Source organism: Mesorhizobium sp. B1-1-1 (assembly GCF_006442955.1).
Taxonomy (GTDB): Bacteria; Pseudomonadota; Alphaproteobacteria; order Rhizobiales; family Rhizobiaceae; genus Mesorhizobium.
The window spans coordinates 313244-334542 of record NZ_VFWW01000006.1 but is presented as its reverse complement, the minus strand read 5'-3'; the positions used below and the strand labels follow the sequence as shown (position 1 = coordinate 334542).

General features: G+C 62.3%; 23 protein-coding genes. 18 read left to right on the top strand and 5 right to left on the bottom strand.

Annotated features, from left to right (window positions below):
• The first annotated feature begins 266 nt into the window (after positions 1-266).
• Complete coding sequence (locus FJ986_RS14770; RefSeq protein WP_140674768.1) at positions 267-1682, top strand: DEAD/DEAH box helicase; 1416 nt, start codon at positions 267-269, stop codon at positions 1680-1682.
• A gap of 106 nt (positions 1683-1788) precedes the next feature.
• Here FJ986_RS14770 and FJ986_RS14765 read toward each other — a convergent pair whose 3' ends face one another.
• Together FJ986_RS14765 and FJ986_RS14760 are read right to left on the bottom strand one after the other, a co-directional pair.
• Positions 1789-2763 carry an alpha/beta fold hydrolase gene (locus tag FJ986_RS14765; RefSeq protein WP_140674765.1) on the bottom strand — a complete coding sequence of 325 codons (975 nt, stop codon included), beginning with the start codon at positions 2761-2763 and terminating at the stop codon, positions 1789-1791.
• Between the two features lie 93 nt (positions 2764-2856).
• Positions 2857-3678 (bottom strand): SDR family oxidoreductase, encoded by an 822-nt coding sequence (locus FJ986_RS14760; RefSeq protein WP_140501312.1) that lies wholly within the window; start codon positions 3676-3678, stop codon positions 2857-2859.
• Positions 3679-3908: 230 nt separating this feature from the next.
• Between FJ986_RS14760 and FJ986_RS14755 the strand changes: the two genes are divergently transcribed.
• The 6 genes from FJ986_RS14755 (at position 3909) to FJ986_RS14730 (ending at position 8450) form a co-directional block, all read left to right on the top strand.
• Positions 3909-4943 (top strand): cysteine synthase A, encoded by a 1035-nt coding sequence (locus FJ986_RS14755; RefSeq protein WP_140501314.1) that lies wholly within the window; start codon positions 3909-3911, stop codon positions 4941-4943.
• A complete protein-coding gene (locus FJ986_RS14750) occupies positions 4943-5686 on the top strand; it encodes an alanyl-tRNA editing protein (RefSeq protein WP_140501316.1) in 744 nt (247 codons plus the stop codon). The genes FJ986_RS14755 and FJ986_RS14750 overlap by 1 nt, the downstream gene beginning before the upstream one ends.
• A gap of 81 nt (positions 5687-5767) precedes the next feature.
• Positions 5768-6619, top strand: coding sequence for a 3-mercaptopyruvate sulfurtransferase (gene sseA / locus FJ986_RS14745; RefSeq protein ID WP_140515435.1), 852 nt, complete (start codon positions 5768-5770; stop codon positions 6617-6619).
• A gap of 2 nt (positions 6620-6621) precedes the next feature.
• Positions 6622-7185, top strand: a complete 564-nt coding sequence (locus FJ986_RS14740) for a GNAT family N-acetyltransferase (RefSeq protein WP_140501320.1) — start codon at positions 6622-6624, stop codon at positions 7183-7185.
• A gap of 96 nt (positions 7186-7281) precedes the next feature.
• On the top strand, positions 7282-7839 hold the full coding sequence (locus tag FJ986_RS14735) for an OmpA family protein (protein ID WP_140674762.1): 558 nt from the start codon (positions 7282-7284) through the stop codon (positions 7837-7839).
• Positions 7840-7982: 143 nt separating this feature from the next.
• Positions 7983-8450, top strand: a complete 468-nt coding sequence (locus FJ986_RS14730; RefSeq protein WP_140674759.1) for a DUF1203 domain-containing protein — start codon at positions 7983-7985, stop codon at positions 8448-8450.
• Between the two features lie 376 nt (positions 8451-8826).
• On the opposite strand, the gene ald is transcribed toward FJ986_RS14730, so the two are convergent.
• A complete protein-coding gene (ald, locus tag FJ986_RS14725) occupies positions 8827-9942 on the bottom strand; it encodes an alanine dehydrogenase (protein ID WP_140501325.1) in 1116 nt (371 codons plus the stop codon).
• A 158-nt stretch (positions 9943-10100) separates the two neighbouring features.
• Here ald and FJ986_RS14720 point away from each other — a divergent pair, with 158 nt between their 5' ends.
• On the top strand, positions 10101-10574 hold the full coding sequence (locus tag FJ986_RS14720) for an Lrp/AsnC family transcriptional regulator (protein WP_140501327.1): 474 nt from the start codon (positions 10101-10103) through the stop codon (positions 10572-10574).
• Between the two features lie 30 nt (positions 10575-10604).
• Here FJ986_RS14720 and FJ986_RS14715 read toward each other — a convergent pair whose 3' ends face one another.
• Complete coding sequence (locus FJ986_RS14715; RefSeq protein WP_140515432.1) at positions 10605-11264, bottom strand: 5-formyltetrahydrofolate cyclo-ligase; 660 nt, start codon at positions 11262-11264, stop codon at positions 10605-10607.
• A gap of 165 nt (positions 11265-11429) precedes the next feature.
• On the opposite strand from FJ986_RS14715, the gene FJ986_RS14710 reads away from it, so the two are divergent.
• The 7 genes from FJ986_RS14710 (at position 11430) to FJ986_RS14685 (ending at position 17890) form a co-directional block, all read left to right on the top strand.
• Complete coding sequence (locus FJ986_RS14710) at positions 11430-12695, top strand: NAD(P)/FAD-dependent oxidoreductase (protein ID WP_140525508.1); 1266 nt, start codon at positions 11430-11432, stop codon at positions 12693-12695.
• Between the two features lie 151 nt (positions 12696-12846).
• Complete coding sequence (locus tag FJ986_RS14705; RefSeq protein ID WP_140564583.1) at positions 12847-14826, top strand: bifunctional 2',3'-cyclic-nucleotide 2'-phosphodiesterase/3'-nucleotidase; 1980 nt, start codon at positions 12847-12849, stop codon at positions 14824-14826.
• 200 nt (positions 14827-15026) lie between these two features.
• The gene (locus FJ986_RS31080) at positions 15027-15161 is read left to right on the top strand and encodes a hypothetical protein (RefSeq protein WP_263483007.1); all 135 of its coding nucleotides are present in this window, start codon (positions 15027-15029) and stop codon (positions 15159-15161) included.
• Between the two features lie 117 nt (positions 15162-15278).
• A complete protein-coding gene (locus FJ986_RS14700; RefSeq protein ID WP_140501335.1) occupies positions 15279-15569 on the top strand; it encodes a Dabb family protein in 291 nt (96 codons plus the stop codon).
• Between the two features lie 48 nt (positions 15570-15617).
• On the top strand, positions 15618-16508 hold the full coding sequence (locus FJ986_RS14695; protein ID WP_140557263.1) for a VOC family protein: 891 nt from the start codon (positions 15618-15620) through the stop codon (positions 16506-16508).
• Positions 16505-17350 carry a 3-deoxy-8-phosphooctulonate synthase gene (gene kdsA / locus FJ986_RS14690; protein WP_140557261.1) on the top strand — a complete coding sequence of 282 codons (846 nt, stop codon included), beginning with the start codon at positions 16505-16507 and terminating at the stop codon, positions 17348-17350. The genes FJ986_RS14695 and kdsA overlap by 4 nt, the downstream gene beginning before the upstream one ends.
• Before the next feature lie 174 nt (positions 17351-17524).
• Positions 17525-17890, top strand: a complete 366-nt coding sequence (locus FJ986_RS14685; RefSeq protein ID WP_140501340.1) for a PRC-barrel domain-containing protein — start codon at positions 17525-17527, stop codon at positions 17888-17890.
• A 68-nt stretch (positions 17891-17958) separates the two neighbouring features.
• Here the strand turns inward: FJ986_RS14685 and FJ986_RS31075 are convergent, their stop codons facing one another.
• Positions 17959-18081 carry a hypothetical protein gene (locus FJ986_RS31075; protein ID WP_263483006.1) on the bottom strand — a complete coding sequence of 41 codons (123 nt, stop codon included), beginning with the start codon at positions 18079-18081 and terminating at the stop codon, positions 17959-17961.
• 199 nt (positions 18082-18280) lie between these two features.
• Here FJ986_RS31075 and eno point away from each other — a divergent pair, with 199 nt between their 5' ends.
• The 3 genes from eno (at position 18281) to pdhA (ending at position 21288) form a co-directional block, all read left to right on the top strand.
• Complete coding sequence (eno, locus tag FJ986_RS14680; protein ID WP_140674756.1) at positions 18281-19555, top strand: phosphopyruvate hydratase; 1275 nt, start codon at positions 18281-18283, stop codon at positions 19553-19555.
• A gap of 157 nt (positions 19556-19712) precedes the next feature.
• Positions 19713-20036 carry a septum formation initiator family protein gene (locus tag FJ986_RS14675; protein ID WP_140501344.1) on the top strand — a complete coding sequence of 108 codons (324 nt, stop codon included), beginning with the start codon at positions 19713-19715 and terminating at the stop codon, positions 20034-20036.
• Between the two features lie 214 nt (positions 20037-20250).
• A complete protein-coding gene (pdhA, locus tag FJ986_RS14670) occupies positions 20251-21288 on the top strand; it encodes a pyruvate dehydrogenase (acetyl-transferring) E1 component subunit alpha (RefSeq protein WP_140674753.1) in 1038 nt (345 codons plus the stop codon).
• Positions 21289-21299 lie beyond the last annotated feature (11 nt).

Below are 21299 nucleotides of genomic sequence, written 5' to 3'. Positions count from 1 at the left end.
GGCATAGGCGCTTGGGCCGGACTGATCCGGCCTTCTCCTCGAATGAGACTGGTTGCGTCTGTTTTCCCTCTTTCCTGCTGATCGGCCCCGATTGGTTAGGAAGGTGGCGAAAAAGCCCCGTGGCATGATGCCTGCGGGCACGACAGCGCAGCCGCGCGGACGAACACGTCCGCCGCCTTGTCGTTCCATGACAATTGATTCGACGGCAGGTTGCGCCCTGCCGCCATTGATGTTTGCGGCCAGAGGCCGCGTGAAAGAAGAATATTTTGACCAACGAAAACACTTTGCCCGGCAACGACACTGGAGAACTCTCCGGTTTCGTAGCACTGGGAATCACGGGTGCGCTGCTCAAGGCCACCCATGCCGCCGGCTTCACCGATCCGAAGCCGATCCAGACTCAGGCGATCCCGCCGCAGATGGAAGGCCGTGACATTTTCGGCATCGCCCAGACCGGCTCCGGCAAAACTGCGGCCTTCGCGCTGCCGATCCTGTCGAAGATCATTGCGCTCGGCACCAAGCGCCGGCCGAAGACGGCACGCGCGCTGATCCTGGCGCCGACTCGCGAACTCGCCGTGCAGATCGAGGACACCATCAAGATCCTCGCCAAGGGCGCGCATGTCTCGACGGCGCTCGTGCTGGGCGGCGTCTCGCGCTTCAGCCAGGTGAAGAAGGTTGCGCCCGGTGTCGACATCCTGATCGCCACGCCTGGCCGGTTGACCGATCTGGTGCGCGAAGGCGACCTCATGCTTGCCGACACCAAATGGCTGGTGCTCGACGAGGGCGACCGCATGCTCGACATGGGCTTCATCAATGACGTCAAGCGCATCGCCAAGGCGACCGCGCCGGACCGTCAGACGGTGCTGTTCTCCGCGACTATGCCCAATGAAATCGCCGAACTGGCGAAAGGCCTGCTGAAGAACCCGATCCGTGTCGAAGTCGCGCCGCAAAGCACGGCGGCGGCCGAGATCGTGCAGAGCGTCGTCCTTGCCCGCACTAAGCAGAAGCGCCAAGTGCTGTCGACGATGCTCGCCGACGAGGCGATGAAGTCCGTCATCATCTTTTCGCGCACCAAGCACGGCGCCGACCGGGTAACCAAGGACCTCGAGCGAGACGGCTTCAAGGCCGCTGTCATCCACGGCAACAAGTCGCAGAATGCGCGGCAGAAGGCACTGAACGATTTCCGCGAGGGTTCGGTGCGCATTCTGGTGGCCACCGACATCGCCGCGCGCGGCATCGACGTGCCCGGCATCAGTCATGTCGTGAATTTCGACCTGCCTGATGAGGCGGAGAGCTATGTCCACCGCATCGGCCGCACCGGCCGCAACGGCCGGGACGGCATTGCGATTACGCTCTGCGATCCGTCCGAGAACAGCAAGCTGCGCCAGGTCGAACGCATCATCCGCGCCAAGCTGCCTGTTGTCGCCGACCATCTCGGCAGCCCCGATCCGCAGCGCAACCCGGCTGAGAAGAACGAGCGCTACGAGCCTGCCAATGACCGAAACGACCGCAATGGCCGTCGCGACGGCAGGCGGCCAGGCGGCCAGAACAACGGCTCCGGCAAGAAGCGCTTCGGTGACAAGCCGGCCTTCGCTGGCGACCGCAAACCGGAAGGCGCCAAGCCCTTCAAGGGCAACAATAAACGCCGCTTCGGCGGCAAGCGGCCCGCGGCGCGGGCCGCGTAGGCAGGCCGCTTCGCATTGGCCGGGCAGTGCCCGGCTGGACCAACCAGCGACAAGAAAGGGCGACCGCGACGATCCTGCGGTCGCCCTTTCTGTCTGGAAAATCTGGCTATTTCACCACCGCCTCGATCCAAACGGCAATTCTTTGTGCAAGGAAGGTCGTGGTCGATGGCGACAGGGCGTCGCCGGCGATGACGTGGTTGTCGGGATCGCCGGTATCGTCGACCGGAACCATCTCGTGCGGCGCGCCCCAACGCCCGGCGATTTCACGCGTGCGGTCAGGCCGCACCACGCTGTCCGAATCCGAAAAGATGAAGAGGGCAGGGACCTTCGCTTTCTCCACCGGCGCGCCATAGGCAAGTTCCGTCAGCGCCTGCATTGGCAGCGTCGCGGCAAGGGGATAGCTGGTGGTCCAGAATTTCTCGTGCAGTGCGTTGCGCGGCATGAAGCTGCGCTCCTTGCCGGCGACGAGTTCGGCGATTTGTTTGCCCCATCGCATGGTCAGGATCCCGGCGCCGGACGCCTTGACGCCGAAATTCGGCGAGATGAACGCGATCGCCGCCACGCCGTCCGAAGCACCCGGTTGTGTTGCCGCCCAGGCCGCCAGCGAGCCGCCGGTCGAGGTGGAGATGACGATCACCTTGTCGCCGATGGCCCGGCCGATCGCGAGCGCCTCCTCATAGTCGTTGATCCAGGCATTGAGGCTGCCTTGCGTCATGGCCGCGCCATCCTGCCCGTGGCCGGTGAGGCGGGTGAAGAACAGATTGGCGTCGAGTTGGTCGGCAACCTCGTCGGGCAGCGGGCGGAGCTCGCCCTTCGACGCCGAAAAGCCGTGGATATAGACGATGGACAGCCGTGTCCTGGCATGCACCATCGGATTGGCCCAGATGATCTCTTTCTCCAGCCCGTCACGGATGCCGGATATCGCCGCTTCCGTCCTGGCCACATAGGCCTGCGGATCGTCGCCGATTGCGGATGGATCGAAGCGGATCGTGGTGTCGACGGGAACCCGCGGGCCGAGCACGAAGGCCAGTGCGAGGATGGCGACTAACCCCAGCACAGCAAGCACGATTCGTCGCCCCATCGCAGACTCCAAACGCAACAACAACAAACCTACGGCGGTGGCGGGGAACAGGCAACGACCGCCCCGGCGATGAAGCCGCCGATCCGCTGGCTTCTATTCGCTCGGCGGCTTGCGGTCGTAATTCAGCGGCCGTGCCTTCCAGCTCGTCATGAGGCTGATCACGCCTCGGTACACCGGTCTCGGCAACAGGCTGAGCAGCTTCAGGGGCCAGCTCGTCCGGCGCGGGAATGTGACCTCGAAGCCGCCGGATTTGATACCCCGCACCATGCGCCGCGTCGCTCGGCTGACCGGCATCAGCCCCGGCATGGGCAGCATGTTCTTCTCGGTCAGCGGTGTGTCTATGAAGCCCGGATTCATGACCTGGACGCGCACGTTCATCTTGTCGAAATCGTATTTCAGCGATTCGGCCAGGATGTTGATCGCCGCTTTGGTGCCGCCATAAGCGGCCGTCGTCGGCCAGCCGAAATAAGCGGTGACCGAGCCGACCAGCACGATATGGCCGCGCGCCCGCACCCGCATGCGTTCGACGACCGGCACCAGCCCGTTGATGATGCCGAAATAGTTGACCTCGAAAGACCGGCGAAAATCGCTGACGACGAGAGCCTCGCCAGGCGTGGAAATGTAATTGCCCGCGTTTAAGACGGCGAGCACGATGGGGCCAAGCTCGTTTTCGATCGCAGCGACGGTTCTCGCCATGCGCGGCTCGTCGGTCACATCGCAGGGAAAAGCCTTGACCTTGCCTGGCATCTGCGCGGTCTCGACAATGAGCGTGTCGATCGGATCGCCATCGGGTGCGGTTACGGCCACCGCATAGCCCTGGGACGCAAGATCCCTGGCCAGCGAACGGCCGATGCCGCTGCTGCCTCCCGTGACCCAGGCGACGCCATGCTTCGGGTCGGCCCGATAAAGTGTCATGCTGCGCCCCCGTCGAATTGTTCTTGGCTTTTGCTCTAACCGCGAAGAAATCGAATGAAAAGAGCGGTTTTCGATGCCGGTCCCAAATGAACCGCGCGGATACGCCCGGCACCAGGGAGAGGCCGGCGCAAATGCAGTGCAGAAAATGCGACTGGACCAGGCAAATTCTTGCCTTGAAACCGAAGCTTCGGGTTTCTAGGGTTTCGCCGCAGCTACACAAGGACTCCCGAATGCCCCGCTCCGTGATCGACGCTATCGGCAACACGCCATTGATCCGCCTCAACAGGGCTTCGGAAGAAACCGGCTGCGAGATCCTGGGCAAGGCCGAATTCATGAATCCCGGACAGTCGGTCAAGGACCGCGCCGGCCTGTTCATCATCCGCGATGCCGAAGAGCGTGGGCTGCTCAGGCCGGGCGGCGTCATTGTCGAGGGCACGGCCGGCAATACGGGCATCGGGCTGACGCTGGTCGCCAAGGCGCTCGGCTACCGCACCGTCATCGTCATTCCCGAAACGCAGAGCCAGGAGAAGAAGGACACGATCAAGCTGCTCGGCGCCGAGCTGATCGAGGTTCCGGCCGTGCCGTACAAGAACCCCAACAATTACGTGAAATTGTCGGGGCGGCTGGCTGAGCAAATGGCGCGTTCGGAGCCGAACGGCGCTATCTGGGCCAACCAGTTCGACAATGTCGCCAACCGCGACGGGCACATCCGCACCACGGCGCAGGAGATCTGGAGCCAGACCGGCGGCAAGGTCGACGGCTTCGTCTCGGCGGTCGGCTCGGGCGGAACGCTGGCCGGCGTCGCTTTCGGACTGAAGGCGAAAAGCAAGGACGTAAAGATCGCTCTCGCCGATCCGCTGGGCGCTGCGCTCTACAGTTTCTATACCAGCGGTGAGCTGAAATCCGAGGGCAGTTCGATCACCGAAGGCATCGGGCAGGGACGCATCACCGCCAACCTCGATGGGTTCACGCCCGACTTCTCGTTCCAAATTCGTGATGAGGATGCGTTGCCGATCGTCTTCGACCTGGTCCAGGAGGAAGGCCTTTGCGTCGGCGGTTCGACCGGCATCAACATAGCGGGCGCGATCCGACTGGCGCGTGAACTCGGCCCCGGCCATACCATCGTGACCATTCTTTGCGACTACGGCACACGCTACCAATCGAAACTGTTCAATCCCGAATTCCTGCGCGAAAAGAAGCTGCCGGTGCCCGGCTGGATGGAAGAGAAATCAGATATTTCCGTGCCGTTTGAAAAGGTCGTTTGATGGCGCACAAGACCGAAGCGCTGTTTCGCGACGACGCCTATCTCAGGACGGCCGATGCCGTTGTGGTCGCCGTCAACGAGCGCGGCGGCATCGTTCTGGACCGCACCATCTTCTATGCCACCTCGGGCGGGCAGCCGGGCGATAGCGGCTATCTCCAGCGCGCCGATGGCAGCCGCATCGTCCTGGCCGCTACCATCACCGGGGAAACAAAGGACGAGATCATCCACGTGCCGGCGCCGGAACAAGCCGCGCCTGCGGTCGGCGAGCGCCTGAAGCTCGCAATCGACTGGGAGCGACGTCATCTCTTGATGCGCATGCATGCCGCTTGCCATTTGCTCACCGTCGTCTGCCCGTTTCCGATCACCGGCGCGGCGGTTTCGGAAGACGACAGCCGTGTCGATTTCGACATTCCCGACGCCAGCTTCAGCAAGGAAGACGTGACGGCTGGCCTGATGGGCCTGGTGCGGGCCGATCATCCGATCTTTACCAGGCTGATCAGCGACGAGGAACTGGCCGCCAATCCGGGTCTGGTGAAGTCCAAGAATGTCCGTCCGCCGCTAGGTACCGGCAAAATCCGGCTGGTCTGCATCGGCGAGAATGCTTCGGTGGACAGTCAGCCCTGTGGTGGCACCCATGTCAAAAGCACCGGCGAGATCGGCGAAATCCATATCGGCAAGATTGAGAAGAAGGGGCGTGAAAACCGGCGCTTCCGCATCCGGTTTGGACCGATGCCCCAAACATGATCTCGAAAGCTACGATGTTTTCGGACAAGATCATGCGGCAAGGCAAGACAACGTCTGGTCAATGGCGGCAGGAGAACCACAATGGCTGAAGACAGTCCTTTCACCGTCGACGCGGACTGGTTGCAGGAGCGTTTGGGCCAGCCTGGCCTGACGATTGTCGATGCATCCTGGTATCTTCCGGCGCAAAACCGCGACGCGCGCGCCGAGTATGACGCTGGGCACATTCCGGGCGCCCGCTTCCTGGATCAGGACGCGGTCTCCGATCCGGACGCCGCGCTGCCGCATACGCTGCCGTCGCCGCAGCATTTCGCGCAGTATGTCGGCGCGATGGGCGTTTCGGCAGATGACACGATCATCGTCTATGACGGCCCGGGCTTTTTCTCGGCACCTCGGGCTTGGTGGATGTTCCGGGTGATGGGCGTCTTCCAGACCTATATCCTTGACGGCGGTTTCGATGGCTGGAAAGCGGCAGGTCGGCCGGTGACGGCCGAACCGACCAAAATCGCGCCAAGCGTGTTCCACGCCGATTTCGACGCCGGCCGGGTCGCCAGCCTTGCCGAGATGCGCCGCATCGTCGAAACCCGGGAAAGCCAGATTGCCGATGCACGCGGGGCAGGACGCTTCACCGGCGCGGAGCCGGAGCCGCGTGCGGGCGTCCGTTCCGGCCATATGCCGGGCGCGCGCAACTTGCCTTATTCGGCGCTGTCGGAAAACGGCGTGCTTCTGCCGAAGGAGCGGTTGCGCAAGGTGGTCGAGGACGCCGGCCTCGATCTGTCGAAGCCTATCGTCACTTCCTGCGGCTCCGGCGTTACGGCGGCGGTGATCACGCTTGCGTTGGAAACGCTTGGCCACACCGACAACAGGCTTTACGACGGCTCATGGACCGAATGGGGCGGTCTCTCCGACACACCAGTCGTGACAGGCAAGGAATGACGATGGAAAACGGTGAGCTGAAGGACATCGAAGTCACGGTGACGTTCCTAGAGATGCATGCGCCACCGGCCGTGTCGCCGCCCATGCCCTACAACCGCCAGGTCGCACTCCTGAAAACTAAGGACATTCCGCTGCATTTCTACCGGTACCTGATGGATCGGGTGGGGCGTAAATGGCACTGGGTCAATGTGCTGAGGCTGGATGACGACGAGCTTTCGGCCGGCATCCACCGCGAGGATCGCGACATCAGGGTGCTCTATCTCGACGGTGCGCCCGCCGGTTTTTTCGACCTCAAGCCGCATCTGCCGGAAGAAGTCGAGCTTGCCTATTTCGGCATGATGGAACATGCCACCGGGCAAGGCATCGGCCGCTGGTTCCTGGGATCGGCGATCGCCGCGGCTTGGTCGTATGGGCCGAAGCGGGTGACGGTGCAGACGTGCACGCTCGACCATCCTGCTGCCTTGCCGCTCTACCAGAAGCTCGGCTTCGCGCCGGTGGCGCAGAAGAAGGAGACCGTGCACCCTCTGCCCTTCGCCGAGCGCTCGGCCAGCGTCATGCGGCCATAGCGACGCCCTCACAAAAGCTGAACCTCTCGTTCATCCGCGCTTCAGCCTGTCTCTGCCATCTTGCCCGCACATAATACGGGCCGAAGGAGAAAAGACATGCTGACCCGCCGTACCCTTGCCGCCGCGCTGATCGCGGCAATCGCAATGCCCGGTCTCGCCGCCGCGCAGGCGACAACGCCTTCGGCCGCAACCATCGAACGAAAGCTCGAGGCGGCACCCCGCGTGAAGCTGCGCCCGAACGAGCGCGTCACCATCCGTGAGTTCAAGCGCCGGCCGGACCTGCGCCGCATGGCCCGGTCGATCGATATCCAGTCAATCAATTTCGCTTTCGGCTCGACCGCGATCTCCAGCTCGCAATACGACAAGATCGACACTATCGCCGATGCGTTGCAGCGTATCCTGCGCCGCAACCCCGGGGCGCGCGTCCTCATCGAGGGCCATACCGACGCCGTCGGCTCCTTCCAATCGAACCGGATCCTGTCGGAACAGCGCGCCGCCTCGCTGAAGCGCACGCTGGTGCGCGAGTTCGGCGTGCCGGCCTATGCTTTGGAGACGGTCGGTTATGGCGAGGAATTCCTGCTGGTGCAGACGCAGAACGAAAACTGGCGGAACCGGCGGGTCACCCTCCGTCGCTTTGACGACTTCATTCGCTGAGGGAGTTCCGACAATCCGGTGAAGTTCGCCTTGCCTTGGTCGGCTGGAACAAGCCGACCAAGGGCCAATGATTGTCAGGAATCGGGTGGGGGGCGGGGGCTGATGCGCATAATTTCCGATCAACGACATCGGAGATTTTCGCCATGACCATCCAGTTCAAAGCCTTGCCGACACAAGATGTACGAGCGCTTCAGCGCGGCGGGCCCGATGCCTATGGAAACACGCCCGAGCGTAAGGTCTCCGACGGCGACGGCATGCCATGCCGGCATTGCCTGAAGAACATCGCCGACGGAGACGACTATCTCATCCTGGCCTACCGGCCATTCCCCAAACTTCAGCCCTATGCCGAGACCGGACCGATCTTCCTTCACGCGCAGGAATGCGAGCGCGCCGCGGAATCTCAGGCACTTCCCGAAATTCTCGACAGCCCGGACTATATCGTGCGAGGCTACGGCACGGATGACCGCATCGTCTATGGCAGCGGTGGCGTCATTGCGACCGATGCGATCGCCGCGCGCGCCGAGGCTCTCTTGGAACGCGACGAGATTGCCTACGTGCATGTCCGCTCGGCGCGCAACAATTGCTTCCAGTGCCGGATCGAACGTGTCTGACGGGCGCATGTGGCGGTGCGATAGCGGAGCGCTGTCGTACTCCTGTCATACCATTGCGGTACACGGGTAGCCGTCGATCGATTTGTCGACCGCGGATGAACCGGCGGCAAATCTCGACATCGAGGAAGCGGGGCCTTGGCTCCGCTTTTTTGTTTGCCTGAACCTTCCACAGAAATTTTCTGCGCAAAGAAGCATATGGGCTTCGACTATTTGCCTGGAGGGCTCAGTTAAACTTGCAATTGGCGCCGAGACGCAGGTTGCGGCACATGTTTTAAGTCCGAGCCGGGTGCAGGCCTGACAGCCGCCAATCCGGAAAGAAAAAACCCGCCGGGAATGACCGGCGGGCTGACGGGAGGCAGGTATCCTCTCAGGAGAATCAGGCCGCGAGAACCGCCTTCGGTTCGACCAGTTCGTAGCCGAGCGCTTCGGCGACCGCACGGTTGGTGATCTTGCCTCTGTGGACGTTGAGTCCATTGCGCAGATGATGGTCGTCGACCAGCGCCTTCAGGCCCTTGTCAGCGAGCTGAAGGCCATAGTGCAGAGTCGCGTTGTTGAGTGCATGTGCTGAGGTGACCGGCACGGCGCCCGGCATGTTGGCGACGCAGTAGTGGATGACGCCGTCGACCTCGTAGGTCGGCTCGGCATGTGTGGTCGCGTGCGAGGTCTCGAAGCAGCCGCCCTGGTCGATGGCAACGTCGACCAGCACCGACCCCTTCTTCATGCCCGAAAGCATTTCGCGCGAGACCAGCTTCGGCGCCGCAGCACCCGGGATCAGCACGGCGCCGACAACGATGTCGGCGGAAAAGCACTCTTCTTCCAGAGCCTCCACGGTCGAGTAGCGGGTATGGACGCGGCCGGCAAAGAGGTCATCGAGCTGGCGCAGGCGCGGGATCGAGCGGTCGATGATGGTGACGTCGGCGCCCAGGCCAGCCGCCATCCTGGCTGCGTGCAGGCCGACGACGCCGCCGCCGAGCACGGTGACCTTGCCGGGCAGCACGCCGGGCACGCCGCCGAGCAGCACGCCGCGGCCGCCATTGGCCTTCTGCAGCGCCGTAGCGCCGGCCTGGATCGACAGGCGGCCGGCGACTTCCGACATCGGCGCCAGCAACGGCAGGCCGCCCCGGTCATCGGTCACCGTTTCATAGGCGATGGCGGTAACGCCCGAAGCGAGCAGGCCCTTGGTCTGTTCCGGATCCGGAGCGAGGTGAAGATAGGTGTAGAGGATCTGGCCATCGCGCAGTTGGGCCCATTCGTTAGGCTGCGGCTCCTTGACCTTGACGATCATATCCGACTTGGCGAACACATCGGCCGCCGTCTTGGCGATGGTGGCGCCGGCGGCGCGATAGGCGTTGTCGTCGGCGCCAATGCCAGCCCCGGCGCCGGTCTCGACCAGCACCTCATGTCCGTGGGCGACATATTCGCGGACCGAGCCGGGCGTAAGTCCGACGCGATATTCATGGTTCTTGATTTCCCGGGGGCAGCCGACGCGCATTTTCTTTTCTCCTGACACGGCCCTTCGGGGCTCGTTCCCTGTATTGACGTAGTCAACCACGAATCGTTGCGTAAGTGTTTGCGAATGCACTTGCAGGAGGGCTCGCTGTTCGATAATTGTTGCGTAAAATGCATAAAAATTCGCAGGAATCACGAAGAATGCCGCTCGACAGGATTGATATCGCCATTCTGGAGACATTGCAGAAGGATGGCCGGATGCCGAACGCCGCCCTTGCCGAAAGGGTCGGCCTGTCCCAGTCGGCCTGTTCGCGCCGGCTCGACAATCTGGAGAAATCCGGAACCATCCGCGGCTATCATGCCCGGCTTTCCAATGCAGCACTTGGTCACCAGATGACGGCGATCGTGCACATATCGCTGTCGGGCCAGTTCGAGAAGACGCTGTCGGATTTCGAAGCTGCGATCAAGCGCTGCCCGAACGTGCTGTCCTGCCACCTGATGTCGGGCGAGTACGACTACATTCTCAGAATCGCTGCCAAGGACCTTGCCGACTACGAACGCATCCACAAGGAATGGCTGTCGGCGATGCCGCATGTGACGAAGATCAATTCGTCTTTTGCCCTGCGCGAAATCGTCGACCGGACGGCGATGGGCCTGAAGCCCGAAATGGCCTGAGCATTCTCAGCCTTCCATGCCTTCAGCCGTCTACGCCTTGGCAGCCTCCGTCACGATCCGGTCCATCGGGATATCGTGCGGCTGCGGGTAGATGGTGGCGATGCGCTGCAATTCGTAGCCGACGCCGATGACCAGCGGCTTGAACGGCATCGCCGCCAGCGTTCGGTCATAGAACCCGCCGCCATAGCCCAGGCGATAATTGCCGGAATCGATGCCGACGATCGGCGAGATGACGATGTCGGGCAAGACCGGTTCGCCCTCGGCCGGAATCGGAATGTTCCACACGCCCTTCTCCAGCCGGTCGCCCGGAACATAGGCCCGGAAGATCAGCGGCTGTGCCTTTTCGATGACGACGGGCAGCGCGGTGCGCCCGCCTCGTTCATTGATGGCGGCCATCCATGGCCGCAGGTCCGGCTCGCCGCGAAACGGCCAATAGAGGCTGACCATGCGGCCGTCGATATCGCCGATCGCCGCGTCGAGGGCTCCGGCGATGCTCTGCGACATCGCCGTTCGCGCATCGGCGGAAACCGCGAGACGCGCCGCGATCAGGCGTTCCCGTTCGGCCTTGCGCCATCGTCTGACGTCGGTCCAATCGGATATCGGCGCGTGAAACGCGGGATCGAGTTCGTGCATGAAGCATGGCGGCGAGGAATATTGCGCCGGACCCTGGTCGTCGTGATCGTTGGCCATGCTTCACCTCATCGCTGTTTTCCATAACGCTATACCCGGCGGGGGGATGCGACATGTGCATTCACGACATGGAACGACGAGTCTCGGGCACGGCCTTCGTGTTGTTGCATTGCACAAAAGCTCCTACATCAAAGGCATGCGATATTGCTGGTCAGGGTGAATGCGATGGATCAAGCCAATCACCATGTCGTCGTCGTAGGGGCGGGGTTCGGCGGCCTCGAATTCACCCGCGCTCTCGCCGGTGCGCCCGTGCGCATCACCATGATCGACAAACGCAATCACCATCTTTTCCAGCCGCTGCTCTACCAGGTCGCAACGACAGCGCTGGCGACCTCGGAGGTCGCCTGGCCGATCCGCCACCTGCTGCGCAAGCGCAAGGACGTGACGACGCTGCTCGCCAATGTCACCGGCATCGACCGAGCCGGAAAACGCGTGCTGCTCGATGACGGCAGCACCGTCGCCTACGACACGCTGGTGCTCGCCACCGGCGCCCGACACGCCTATTTCGGCCACGACGAATGGGAGCCGTTCGCGCCAGGGCTGAAGACGCTGGAGGACGCCACCACCATTCGACGGCGCATTCTGCTCGCCTTCGAGCAGGCCGAGCGGGAAACCGATCCTGCCAGGCGCCAGGCGCTCCTGACGATTGCGATCGTCGGCGGTGGTCCGACCGGTGTCGAACTTGCCGGCACCATTGCCGAACTGGCGCACGACACACTGCGCGGCGAATTCCGCAACATCGACACGCGCGAGACGCGTGTGGTGCTGATCGAGGCTGGCGACCGCATACTGGCCAATTTTGCGCCGAAACTGTCCGATTATGCCGGAAAGGCGCTGAAGCGGCTCGGCGTGACGATCGAACTCGGCCGGGCGGTCACGCGCTGCGACGCCGAGGGCGTCGTCTTCGGCGACACGCATCTGCCGGCGAGGACCATATTGTGGGCGGCGGGCGTTGCCGCTTCGCCGGCAGCCGAATGGCTGGGCGCCGCGGCCGATCGGGCGGGAAGGGTGCTGGTTGAACCCGATCTCACCGTCCCGGGCAGCCCCGAGATTTTCGTCATCGGCGACGCCGCTCTCGTGCTGCGGCCCGATGGACGGCCAGTTCCCGGCGTGGCGCCTTCCGCCAAGCAGGAGGGCCGCCATGTTGCCGCGACCATCAAGGCCAGGCTTGCCGGCGACACGAGCGTACGGCCGTTCCACTACAAGCATGCCGGTGACCTGGCCACGATCGGCAAGCGCGCCGCGGCGATCGATTTCGGCTGGATCAGGCTGACCGGCTGGCCGGCCTGGTGGCTGTGGGGACTGGCGCACATCTATTTCCTGATCGGCTTCCGCAACCGGCTCGCGGTGTCGCTGAGCTGGCTATGGATCTACGTCACGGGCCAACGCAGCGCCCGCCTGATCACGCAGGGCGACGACGACAAGGGCTGATCTTCCGCACTTGCGCCCGTTCATCCGCGCGTCATCTGTTGCTGATCGACTGACAGCTCCGACGCGCGCAACTTCTTGAATGGACTCGAATAGGTTTCAGCGCGAAGTTCGCTTCGGGCAGGGTCTTTCGTGTCGTCGAAAAGGAGAAAACATGTCGCAGCCGCTCCATTCCGTCTCCCGCCGCGGTCTCCTCGCGGGCGCCGCCGCCACGGGCGCGCTAATTGCGCTTCACCCTTTCTCCGCCCGCGCCCAGGCCAACCAGGCGCATCTCCGGATCATGGAGACCACCGACATCCATGTGAATGTGCTGCCCTATGACTATTACGCCGACAAAGCGAATGACACGATGGGACTGTCGCGCACGGCCTCCCTGATCGACGCGGTGCGCAAGCAAGCCGTTAATTCGATGCTGATCGACAATGGCGACCTGCTGCAGGGCAATCCGATGGGCGACTACATCGCCTATGAGAAGGGCATGAAGGACGGTGACCTGCATCCGATCATGAAAGGCATGAACCTGCTCGGCTACGAGTGCTCGACGTTGGGCAACCACGAATTCAACTACGGCCTGTCCTTCATGGACAAGGTTCTGGCCGGCGCCAATTTCCCCTTCGTCTGCGCCAACCTGATCCGCGGCACCGAGCTTGCCGCGAACCCGCGCGACGACAAGCTCTACCTCAAGCCCTACGTCATCCTCGACAAGAAGATCAGCGACGGTTCAGGCACCGAGCAACCGATCAGGATTGGCATCATCGGCTTCGTGCCGCCGCAGATCATGGTCTGGGATCTCAAGAACCTCGAAGGTAATGTCAGAACGCGCGACATTGTCGAGGCCGCCAAGGCCTGGGTGCCGCAGATGAAGGAAGAGGGCGCCGACATTATCATTGCGCTCTCGCATTCTGGCATCGACGTCAAGCAGGGCGATATGATGGAGAACGCATCGTTCTTTGTCGCCGGCGTCGAAGGCATCGACGCGGTGTTCACGGGTCACCAGCATCTGGTGTTCCCTGGCAAGAAGGATTTTCAGGCGCTCGAAGGCGTCGATGCGCAAAAGGGTACGCTGCAGGGCAAGCCGGCCGTCATGGGCGGCTTCTGGGGCTCGCATATGGGCCTGATCGACCTGATGCTGGAGCGCGACGGCTCGAAATGGAAGATCGTGTCCGCCACCTCGGAAGCGCGGCCGATCTTCGAACGTGTCGACAACAAGAACAAGCCGACTGTCGCGGACGACAACCGCATCATCGCCGCGCTCGAGCAGGACCACCAGGCAACGCTCGCCTATGTGCGTCGTCCCGTCGGCAAGACCGCAGCGCCGCTCTATTCCTATTTCGCGCTGGTCGCCGACGATCCGTCGGTTCAGGTCGTCAGCCAGGCGCAGACCTGGTACCTTCAGGACATCCTGAAAAACACACAATGGAAGGACGTGCCGCTGCTGTCGGCGGCAGCCCCCTTCAAGGCCGGCGGGCGCAACGGCGCCGACTACTACACCGATGTGCCGGCAGGCGACATCGCCATCAAGAACGTCGCCGACCTCTACCTTTATCCCAACACCGTGCGGGCCGTTGAGATCACCGGAGCGCAGGTCAAGGAATGGCTGGAAATGTCGGCCGGCATCTTCAACCGGATCGAACCTGGCAAGGCCGACCAGGCGCTCATCAACACCGACTTTCCGTCCTACAATTTCGATGTTATCGACGGCGTCACCTACAGAATAGATCTGTCGCAGCCGCCGAAATACGATGCCAAGGGCGGGCTGGCGAATGCTAGTGCCAATCGCATCGTCGGCCTGATGTTCGACGGCAAACCGATTGATCCCAATCAGAAATTTGTCGTTGCAACGAACAACTACCGGGCCGGCGGCGGCGGCAATTTTCCTGACATCGACGCTTCCAAAATTATCTACGAAGCGCCAGACACCAACCGCGACGTCATCGTCCGCTACATCGTCAAGCAGGGCACCATCAACCCGTCGGCGGACGGCAACTGGTCGTTCGCGCCGCTGCCCGGAACCAGCGTCGTGTTCGAGACAGGGCCCCAGGCGAAGGACCTCATCGCCGAAGTGAAGTCATTGAAGATCGAGCCGGCGGGCGCCGGCGAGGCAGGATTTGCGAAATACCGCATCCTTCTCTGACCGCCATTCGCAATTGGGACGCGGGCCATTTCTGGATCATGTCCGGCCAGTCGCCGGCGACGAGATCGAAGGCGCGCCGGCATAGATTTGGCAGTTCCAGGTGCCGAGAGTTCACATACCGGACGAGGGTCGACACGGATCCCGTCTTTGCCTGGCGGAAACGTCTATGAGCACAGCCGGGCTTATGCGATAGATTAGCCATGCGTTATGTCATCGTCATCGCCGCCGTTGCGTTTTTCCTGATCTGGGACGGTCTCTACAACCAGGGCCGGTACCTCGATATGACGGTGAGGAATGTCTCTCACGTGGTGCGTTACGTCACCGGCAAGGTCTAGTCCCGTTCAGGTCTCATGCATCCCGGGCGCGTCGCAAGGACGCGCGGCACCCTGAACGGTTGACCTGACGGTTTCGTCGTCACAAAAGACCCCGGATTTTTGATCGAGGAGGCGGGGTTGATCCGGCATATCGTTTTCTTCAGCGCGCGGCGTGGCGAGGATGTGGAGGCAGTGCGCTCTGGGCTGCTGGCGCTCGGCGGCATTCCCCATTCCAGCCTGTTCGAGGTGACGCTGAACACCAAGGTCGATCCGCTGTCGGATGAGATCGACGTGGTCGTCTACGCCGAGTTTACCGATGCCGCCGCATTGGCCGCCTACAAGGCGCATCCGCTCTATGCGCAGACCACCAGCAGGGTCAAGCCATTGCGCGAACTGCGTTATTCCGCCGATGTGGTGGCCGGAAGCTGATTCGGGCGCCCTTGAACCCTTTTGCGCAATGATGCACACCGCGCTGGCATGATCCAAACACCACCCACAGGCACTCATCCGCTCGATCACCTCGTGCTGCCGACCTCGAGCCTGGATGTGGCGCGGGCGCGGCTGACGGCCCTCGGCTTCATCGTCGCGCCGACAGGCATCCATCCATTCGGCACGGAAAATTGCTGCGTCTTCCTCGCGGACGGCACCTATCTGGAACCGCTGGCTGTCGGCGATGATCAGGCCGCGATGAAGGCCGCCGGCCAGGGCAATGTCTTCGTCGCGCGCGACCGGCTCTATCGTGACCGCAATGGCAATGAAGGTTTTTCCGCCGTGGTCCTGACCACGGACGACGCCGATGCGGACCATGCACGCTTTGTCGATGCGAGCCTGTCGGGCGGGGACATGCTGGGCTTTTCGCGGGCGTTCACCGACGCTGCCGGCAAAAGCGACATGGCGTCATTCAAACTGGCCTTCGCGTCGACCGGGGGTTCAACCGATGCGTTCCTGTTCGCCTGCCAGCGCGTCAACGCGCCGGAAGTGGACCGCACAGCGCTGCAGGCTCATGCCAACGGTGCCACGGGAATTGTCGAGATCGTGGCGATCAGCGACGAGCCCGCCGAGCAGCGCCGGCTGATTTCCGTGGCAGTAAACGATCCGACGGCTGACGCGCGCGCCTCCATTTTTCGTCTACCTAACGCTATCTTGACTGTACTCGACCCGGCCTCTTTCACGGCACGCTTTGGCGTGCCCGCCGGTAAGCCGACGCAACTCCGCTTCGCGGCAGTCGTCTTTTCGGTTCGGCGTGCCGCCGTCGCGGCAGGTCTGCTTGCAGCCAATTCCATCAGATACGATATGTCGGGCAGTGATATCGTCGTGCAGCCGACATCCGGGCAGGGCGCGGCCTTCATCTTTCGGGAGATACAATGAGCAACGCCTTGGCGCCCAATTCATCGGTAACCGTCGGCAATGTCGTCTTCGACAACGCAGCGCCGCTGTCGCTGATCGCCGGCCCTTGCCAGTTCGAATCACGCCAGCATGCCTTCGACATGGCCGGCGCGCTGAAGGAATTGACAGGCAGGTTGGGCATCGGCCTCGTCTACAAGACCAGCTACGACAAAGCCAACCGCACCTCCCTGTCGGCAACGCGCGGTGCCGGCATGGAGGCGGCGCTCCCGGTCTTCGACGAGTTGCGCAAGGAATTCTCCTTGCCGGTACTGACCGACGTCCACACCGAGGAACAGTGCGCCATCGTTGCGCCGCATGTCGACGTGCTGCAGATCCCGGCCTTCCTGTCGCGCCAGACCGACATGCTGGTTGCCGCCGCAAGGACGGGCAAGGTGATCAACGTCAAGAAGGGACAGTTCCTCGCGCCCTGGGACATGAAGAACGTGGTGGCCAAGATCACCGGCTCCGGCAACGCCAATGTCTTGACCACCGAGCGCGGCGCCTCGTTCGGCTACAACACGCTCGTCTCCGACATGCGGGCCCTGCCCATTATGGCCGACATCGGCGCGCCTGTGATTTTCGACGCCACCCATTCGGTCCAGCAGCCGGGCGGGCAGGGCGGTTCGTCCGGCGGCGAACGCCGCTTTGTCGAGACCTTGGCCCGCGCGGCTGTCGCCGTCGGCGTTGCCGGCGTCTTCATCGAGACCCACCAGGATCCGGATAATTCGACCTCGTCCGACGGACCGAACATGGTGCCGCTGAAGGACATGCCGGCACTTCTGGAGAGGTTGATGGCGTTCGACCGGGTGGCGAAGGCCCGCTGACCCCGGCGCAACTGAAGGTTGTCGCCAAGGAGGCCAATGCATCGGCCTGCCACGTCAGTAAGAAGTCACCTTTATACAGGTGGAAAAAGTCGAACAGACCGGCGGAAAAGTCGGGAACCTTCGATCTCGCCCCTCATTGTGAAAGTCCAGAGCAACGACAATGAGGAGCACATCATGACAACCCAGGCAGGACACACAGAGGCTATCGCTGCTTCGCGGGTCATCGGCACATCCGTCTATAACACCGAAGGCACGAAGATCGGCAGCATCGAGGACGTCATGCTCGACAAGCTGTCCAACGGCATCATGTTCGCTGTGATCGGTTTTGGCGGCTTTCTCGGCATGGGTGAAAAATATCACGCCATCCCGTGGGCGAGTTTGGATTACGATGAGGATAGGGGCGGCTATGTCGTGCCATTCTCGAAGGACCAGCTGAAAGCCGCCCCCGCCTATTCGATCAACGAGCTGACGGGCGCCGATGGCGAGGCCGCACGCGACGCCTCCTACAATTACTACAAGGTCGAGCCTTACTGGCACTGACCGGCCAGCCTGACGTGAAAAGGCCCCCGCAAACCAGCGGGGGCCTTTTACATGATCGCCTGCCGTGCTTACTCCGCGCTGCGGAGGGTCGACAGTTGCACCGCGCCCTGTGGAGGCTGCTGGTTGTCGCAGGACGTCAGGAACGCCGCCGCGATCAGGAACAAACTCACGATACCGCTTAACTCGGACATGGCGAAACTCCTCCTGTTTCGCCCCGCGCAGCCGCCATCATAGACCGGCGGCCATCCTATGGCGCATGACTTATGATGACAGGAATTTGCGCTTCGTGAATCGCGCCGGCGGCAATAATTGGCGGTGGCCCGATTGCCTTTTGCGCCGCTTTGGCTAAGACGGGCGCGACGTTTCGTCAGATCAATCGGGGACATCGCAATGACCGCCATCATCGACATTGTCGGGCGTGAAATCCTGGACAGCCGTGGAAATCCGACCGTCGAGGTCGATGTCGTGCTCGAAGACGGTTCGATGGGCCGCGCGGCCGTGCCGTCTGGAGCTTCGACCGGCGCGCATGAAGCCGTCGAACTGCGCGACGGCGGCGCCCGCTATCTCGGCAAGGGCGTGCTGCGGGCCGTCGAGGCGGTCAACGGCGAACTGTTCGAGGCAATCGGCGGCATGGAAGCCGAAAACCAGATCCACATCGACCAGACCATGATCGAGCTCGACGGCACGCCCAACAAGAGCCGGCTCGGCGCCAACGCCATTCTTGGCGTGTCGCTGGCGGTGGCCAAGGCCGCGGCCGATGCCGCCGGCCTGCCGCTCTATCGTTACGTCGGCGGCACCAAGGCGCATCTGCTGCCGGTACCCATGATGAACATCATCAATGGCGGCGCCCATGCCGACAACCCAATCGATTTCCAGGAATTCATGATCCTGCCGGTCGGTGCGCCGACGCTGCGCGAAGGCGTGCGCTGGGGTTCGGAGGTGTTCCACACGCTGAGGAAGAAGCTGAAGGACGCCGGCCACAACACCAATGTCGGCGATGAAGGCGGCTTTGCCCCGAACCTGAAGAGCGCGCCGGTGGCGCTCGATTTCATCATGGAGTCGATCGAGCAGGCCGGCTTCAAGCCGGGCGAGGAGATTGCGCTCGGCCTCGATTGCGCCGCGACGGAATTCTTCAAGGACGGCAACTACGTCTATGAAGGCGAGAAGAAGACACGCGATCCGAAGGCGCAGGCGAAATACCTGGCCAAACTCGCCGCGGATTATCCGATCATTTCGATCGAGGACGGCCTTGCCGAGGATGACTGGGAAGGCTGGAAATATCTGACCGACCTGATCGGCAAGAAGACGCAGCTCGTCGGCGATGATCTCTTCGTCACCAATACGGCGCGCCTGCGCGATGGCATCCGCATGGGGGTCGCCAATTCGATCCTGGTCAAGGTCAACCAGATCGGATCGCTGACCGAGACGCTCGATGCCGTCGAGACCGCGCACAAGGCCGGCTACACCGCCGTCATGTCGCATCGCTCGGGCGAGACCGAGGATTCGACCATCGCCGACCTCGCCGTCGCCACCAATTGCGGGCAGATCAAGACCGGATCGCTGTCGCGTTCCGACCGCATGGCCAAATACAACCAGCTCATCCGCATCGAGGAAGAACTCGGCAAGCAGGCGCGCTACGCCGGCAAGTCGATGTTGAAGGGCTGAGCCGGAGCATCGGACACAGGGATGGCGGTGAGGGGCGGGAATTCCCGCCCTTTTTCGTTGGAGCGCCTGTGGACGCGTCATCCGTAACCGTCCGTTAAGCACAATGGAGCGAAAAAGACCGTGGTCGCCCGAGTTCGCGACTGCGAGGGAACGGACGATGTGGACGCGTCAGCACAAACAGAGAAACACCGGCCGGCTGATTATCCCCTCGCTCTGCGCGGTGTTCCTGGCCTATTTCGGCTTTCATGCCTATCACGGCGAGTTCGGCATCAATTCGAAATACCAGCTGGAGGCCGAGACTGTTGCCCTGCAGGCCCAGCTCGATGCGATCAAGGCGCGCAGGATGGAGCTGGAACGGCGCGTCAAGCTGATGCACGACGGCACGCTGGAGAAGGACATGCTCGACGAGCAGGCGCGTAAGGCGCTGAATTTGTCCCAGGCCGACGAAATCACCATCATGTTGCCGGTCTCGGCAAAGTAACCAATATCAGGTTAATCACCAATATTTTCAATGATTCTAATTGCTTAGTCGCATGCCAGCTATGCAATTTCGACATGGCGGAACACGTTCTCACGTGTTAGCCTCCCCAAAATCAGTGGGGAGAGCTGATCTCCCCTGAGCAGATTTCATCTTGCTCGAGCAGATTTCATCTTGCTCGAAATGTCCGCGAAGAGACGCCAACAGGGAGTGATGCATGGCAACCGCAGCCAGGAAAGCGCCTGCCAAATCGAAATCCGACGGCAAATCGGGCCTTTCCGCGCCCAAACCAGTGGAATTCACCAGGGACGAGGAGCTTGCCGCCTACCGGCACATGCTGCTTATTCGCCGCTTCGAGGAAAAGGCCGGCCAGCTTTACGGGATGGGCTTCATCGGCGGCTTCTGCCATCTCTACATCGGCCAGGAAGCGGTCGTCACCGGTATGAAGATGGCGCTGATCGACGGTGACCAGATGATCACGGCCTACCGCGACCACGGTCATATGTTGGCGATGGAACTCTCGCCGCGTGGCGTCATGGCCGAACTGACCGGCCGCCGAGGCGGCCTGTCGAAGGGCAAGGGCGGCTCCATGCACATGTTCTCCAAGGAGAAGCATTTCTACGGCGGTCACGGCATCGTCGGCGCGCAGGTGTCGCTCGGCACGGGCCTGGCCTTTGCCAACCGCTATCGCGGCAACGACAATGTCACGCTGACCTATTTCGGCGACGGGGCCGCCAACCAGGGCCAGGTCTACGAAAGCTTCAACATGGCTTCGCTGTGGAAGCTGCCGGTGATCTACATCATCGAGAACAACCGCTATGCCATGGGCACCTCGGTATCGCGCTCCTCCGCGGAGACCGACTTCTCGAATCGCGGCGCCTCGTTCAAGATTCCCGGCATCCAGGTCGACGGCATGGACGTGCGTGCTGTCAAGGCCGCCGGCGATCTCGCCACCGAATGGTGCCGTGCCGGCAATGGGCCGCTGATCCTCGAAATGCAGACCTACCGCTATCGGGGCCATTCGATGTCTGACCCGGCGAAATACCGCTCCAAGGAAGAAGTGCAGAAGATGCGCTCCGAGCATGACCCGATCGAGCAGGTCAAAGCGCGGCTGATCCAGAAGAAGTGGGCAAGCGAGGACGAATTGAAGACCATCGACAAGGAGGTTCGCGACGTCGTCGCCGATGCCGCCGAGTTTGCCCAGCACGACGCCGAGCCGGATCCGTCCGAGCTCTGGACCGACATCGTATTGTAACGGGAGGGCAA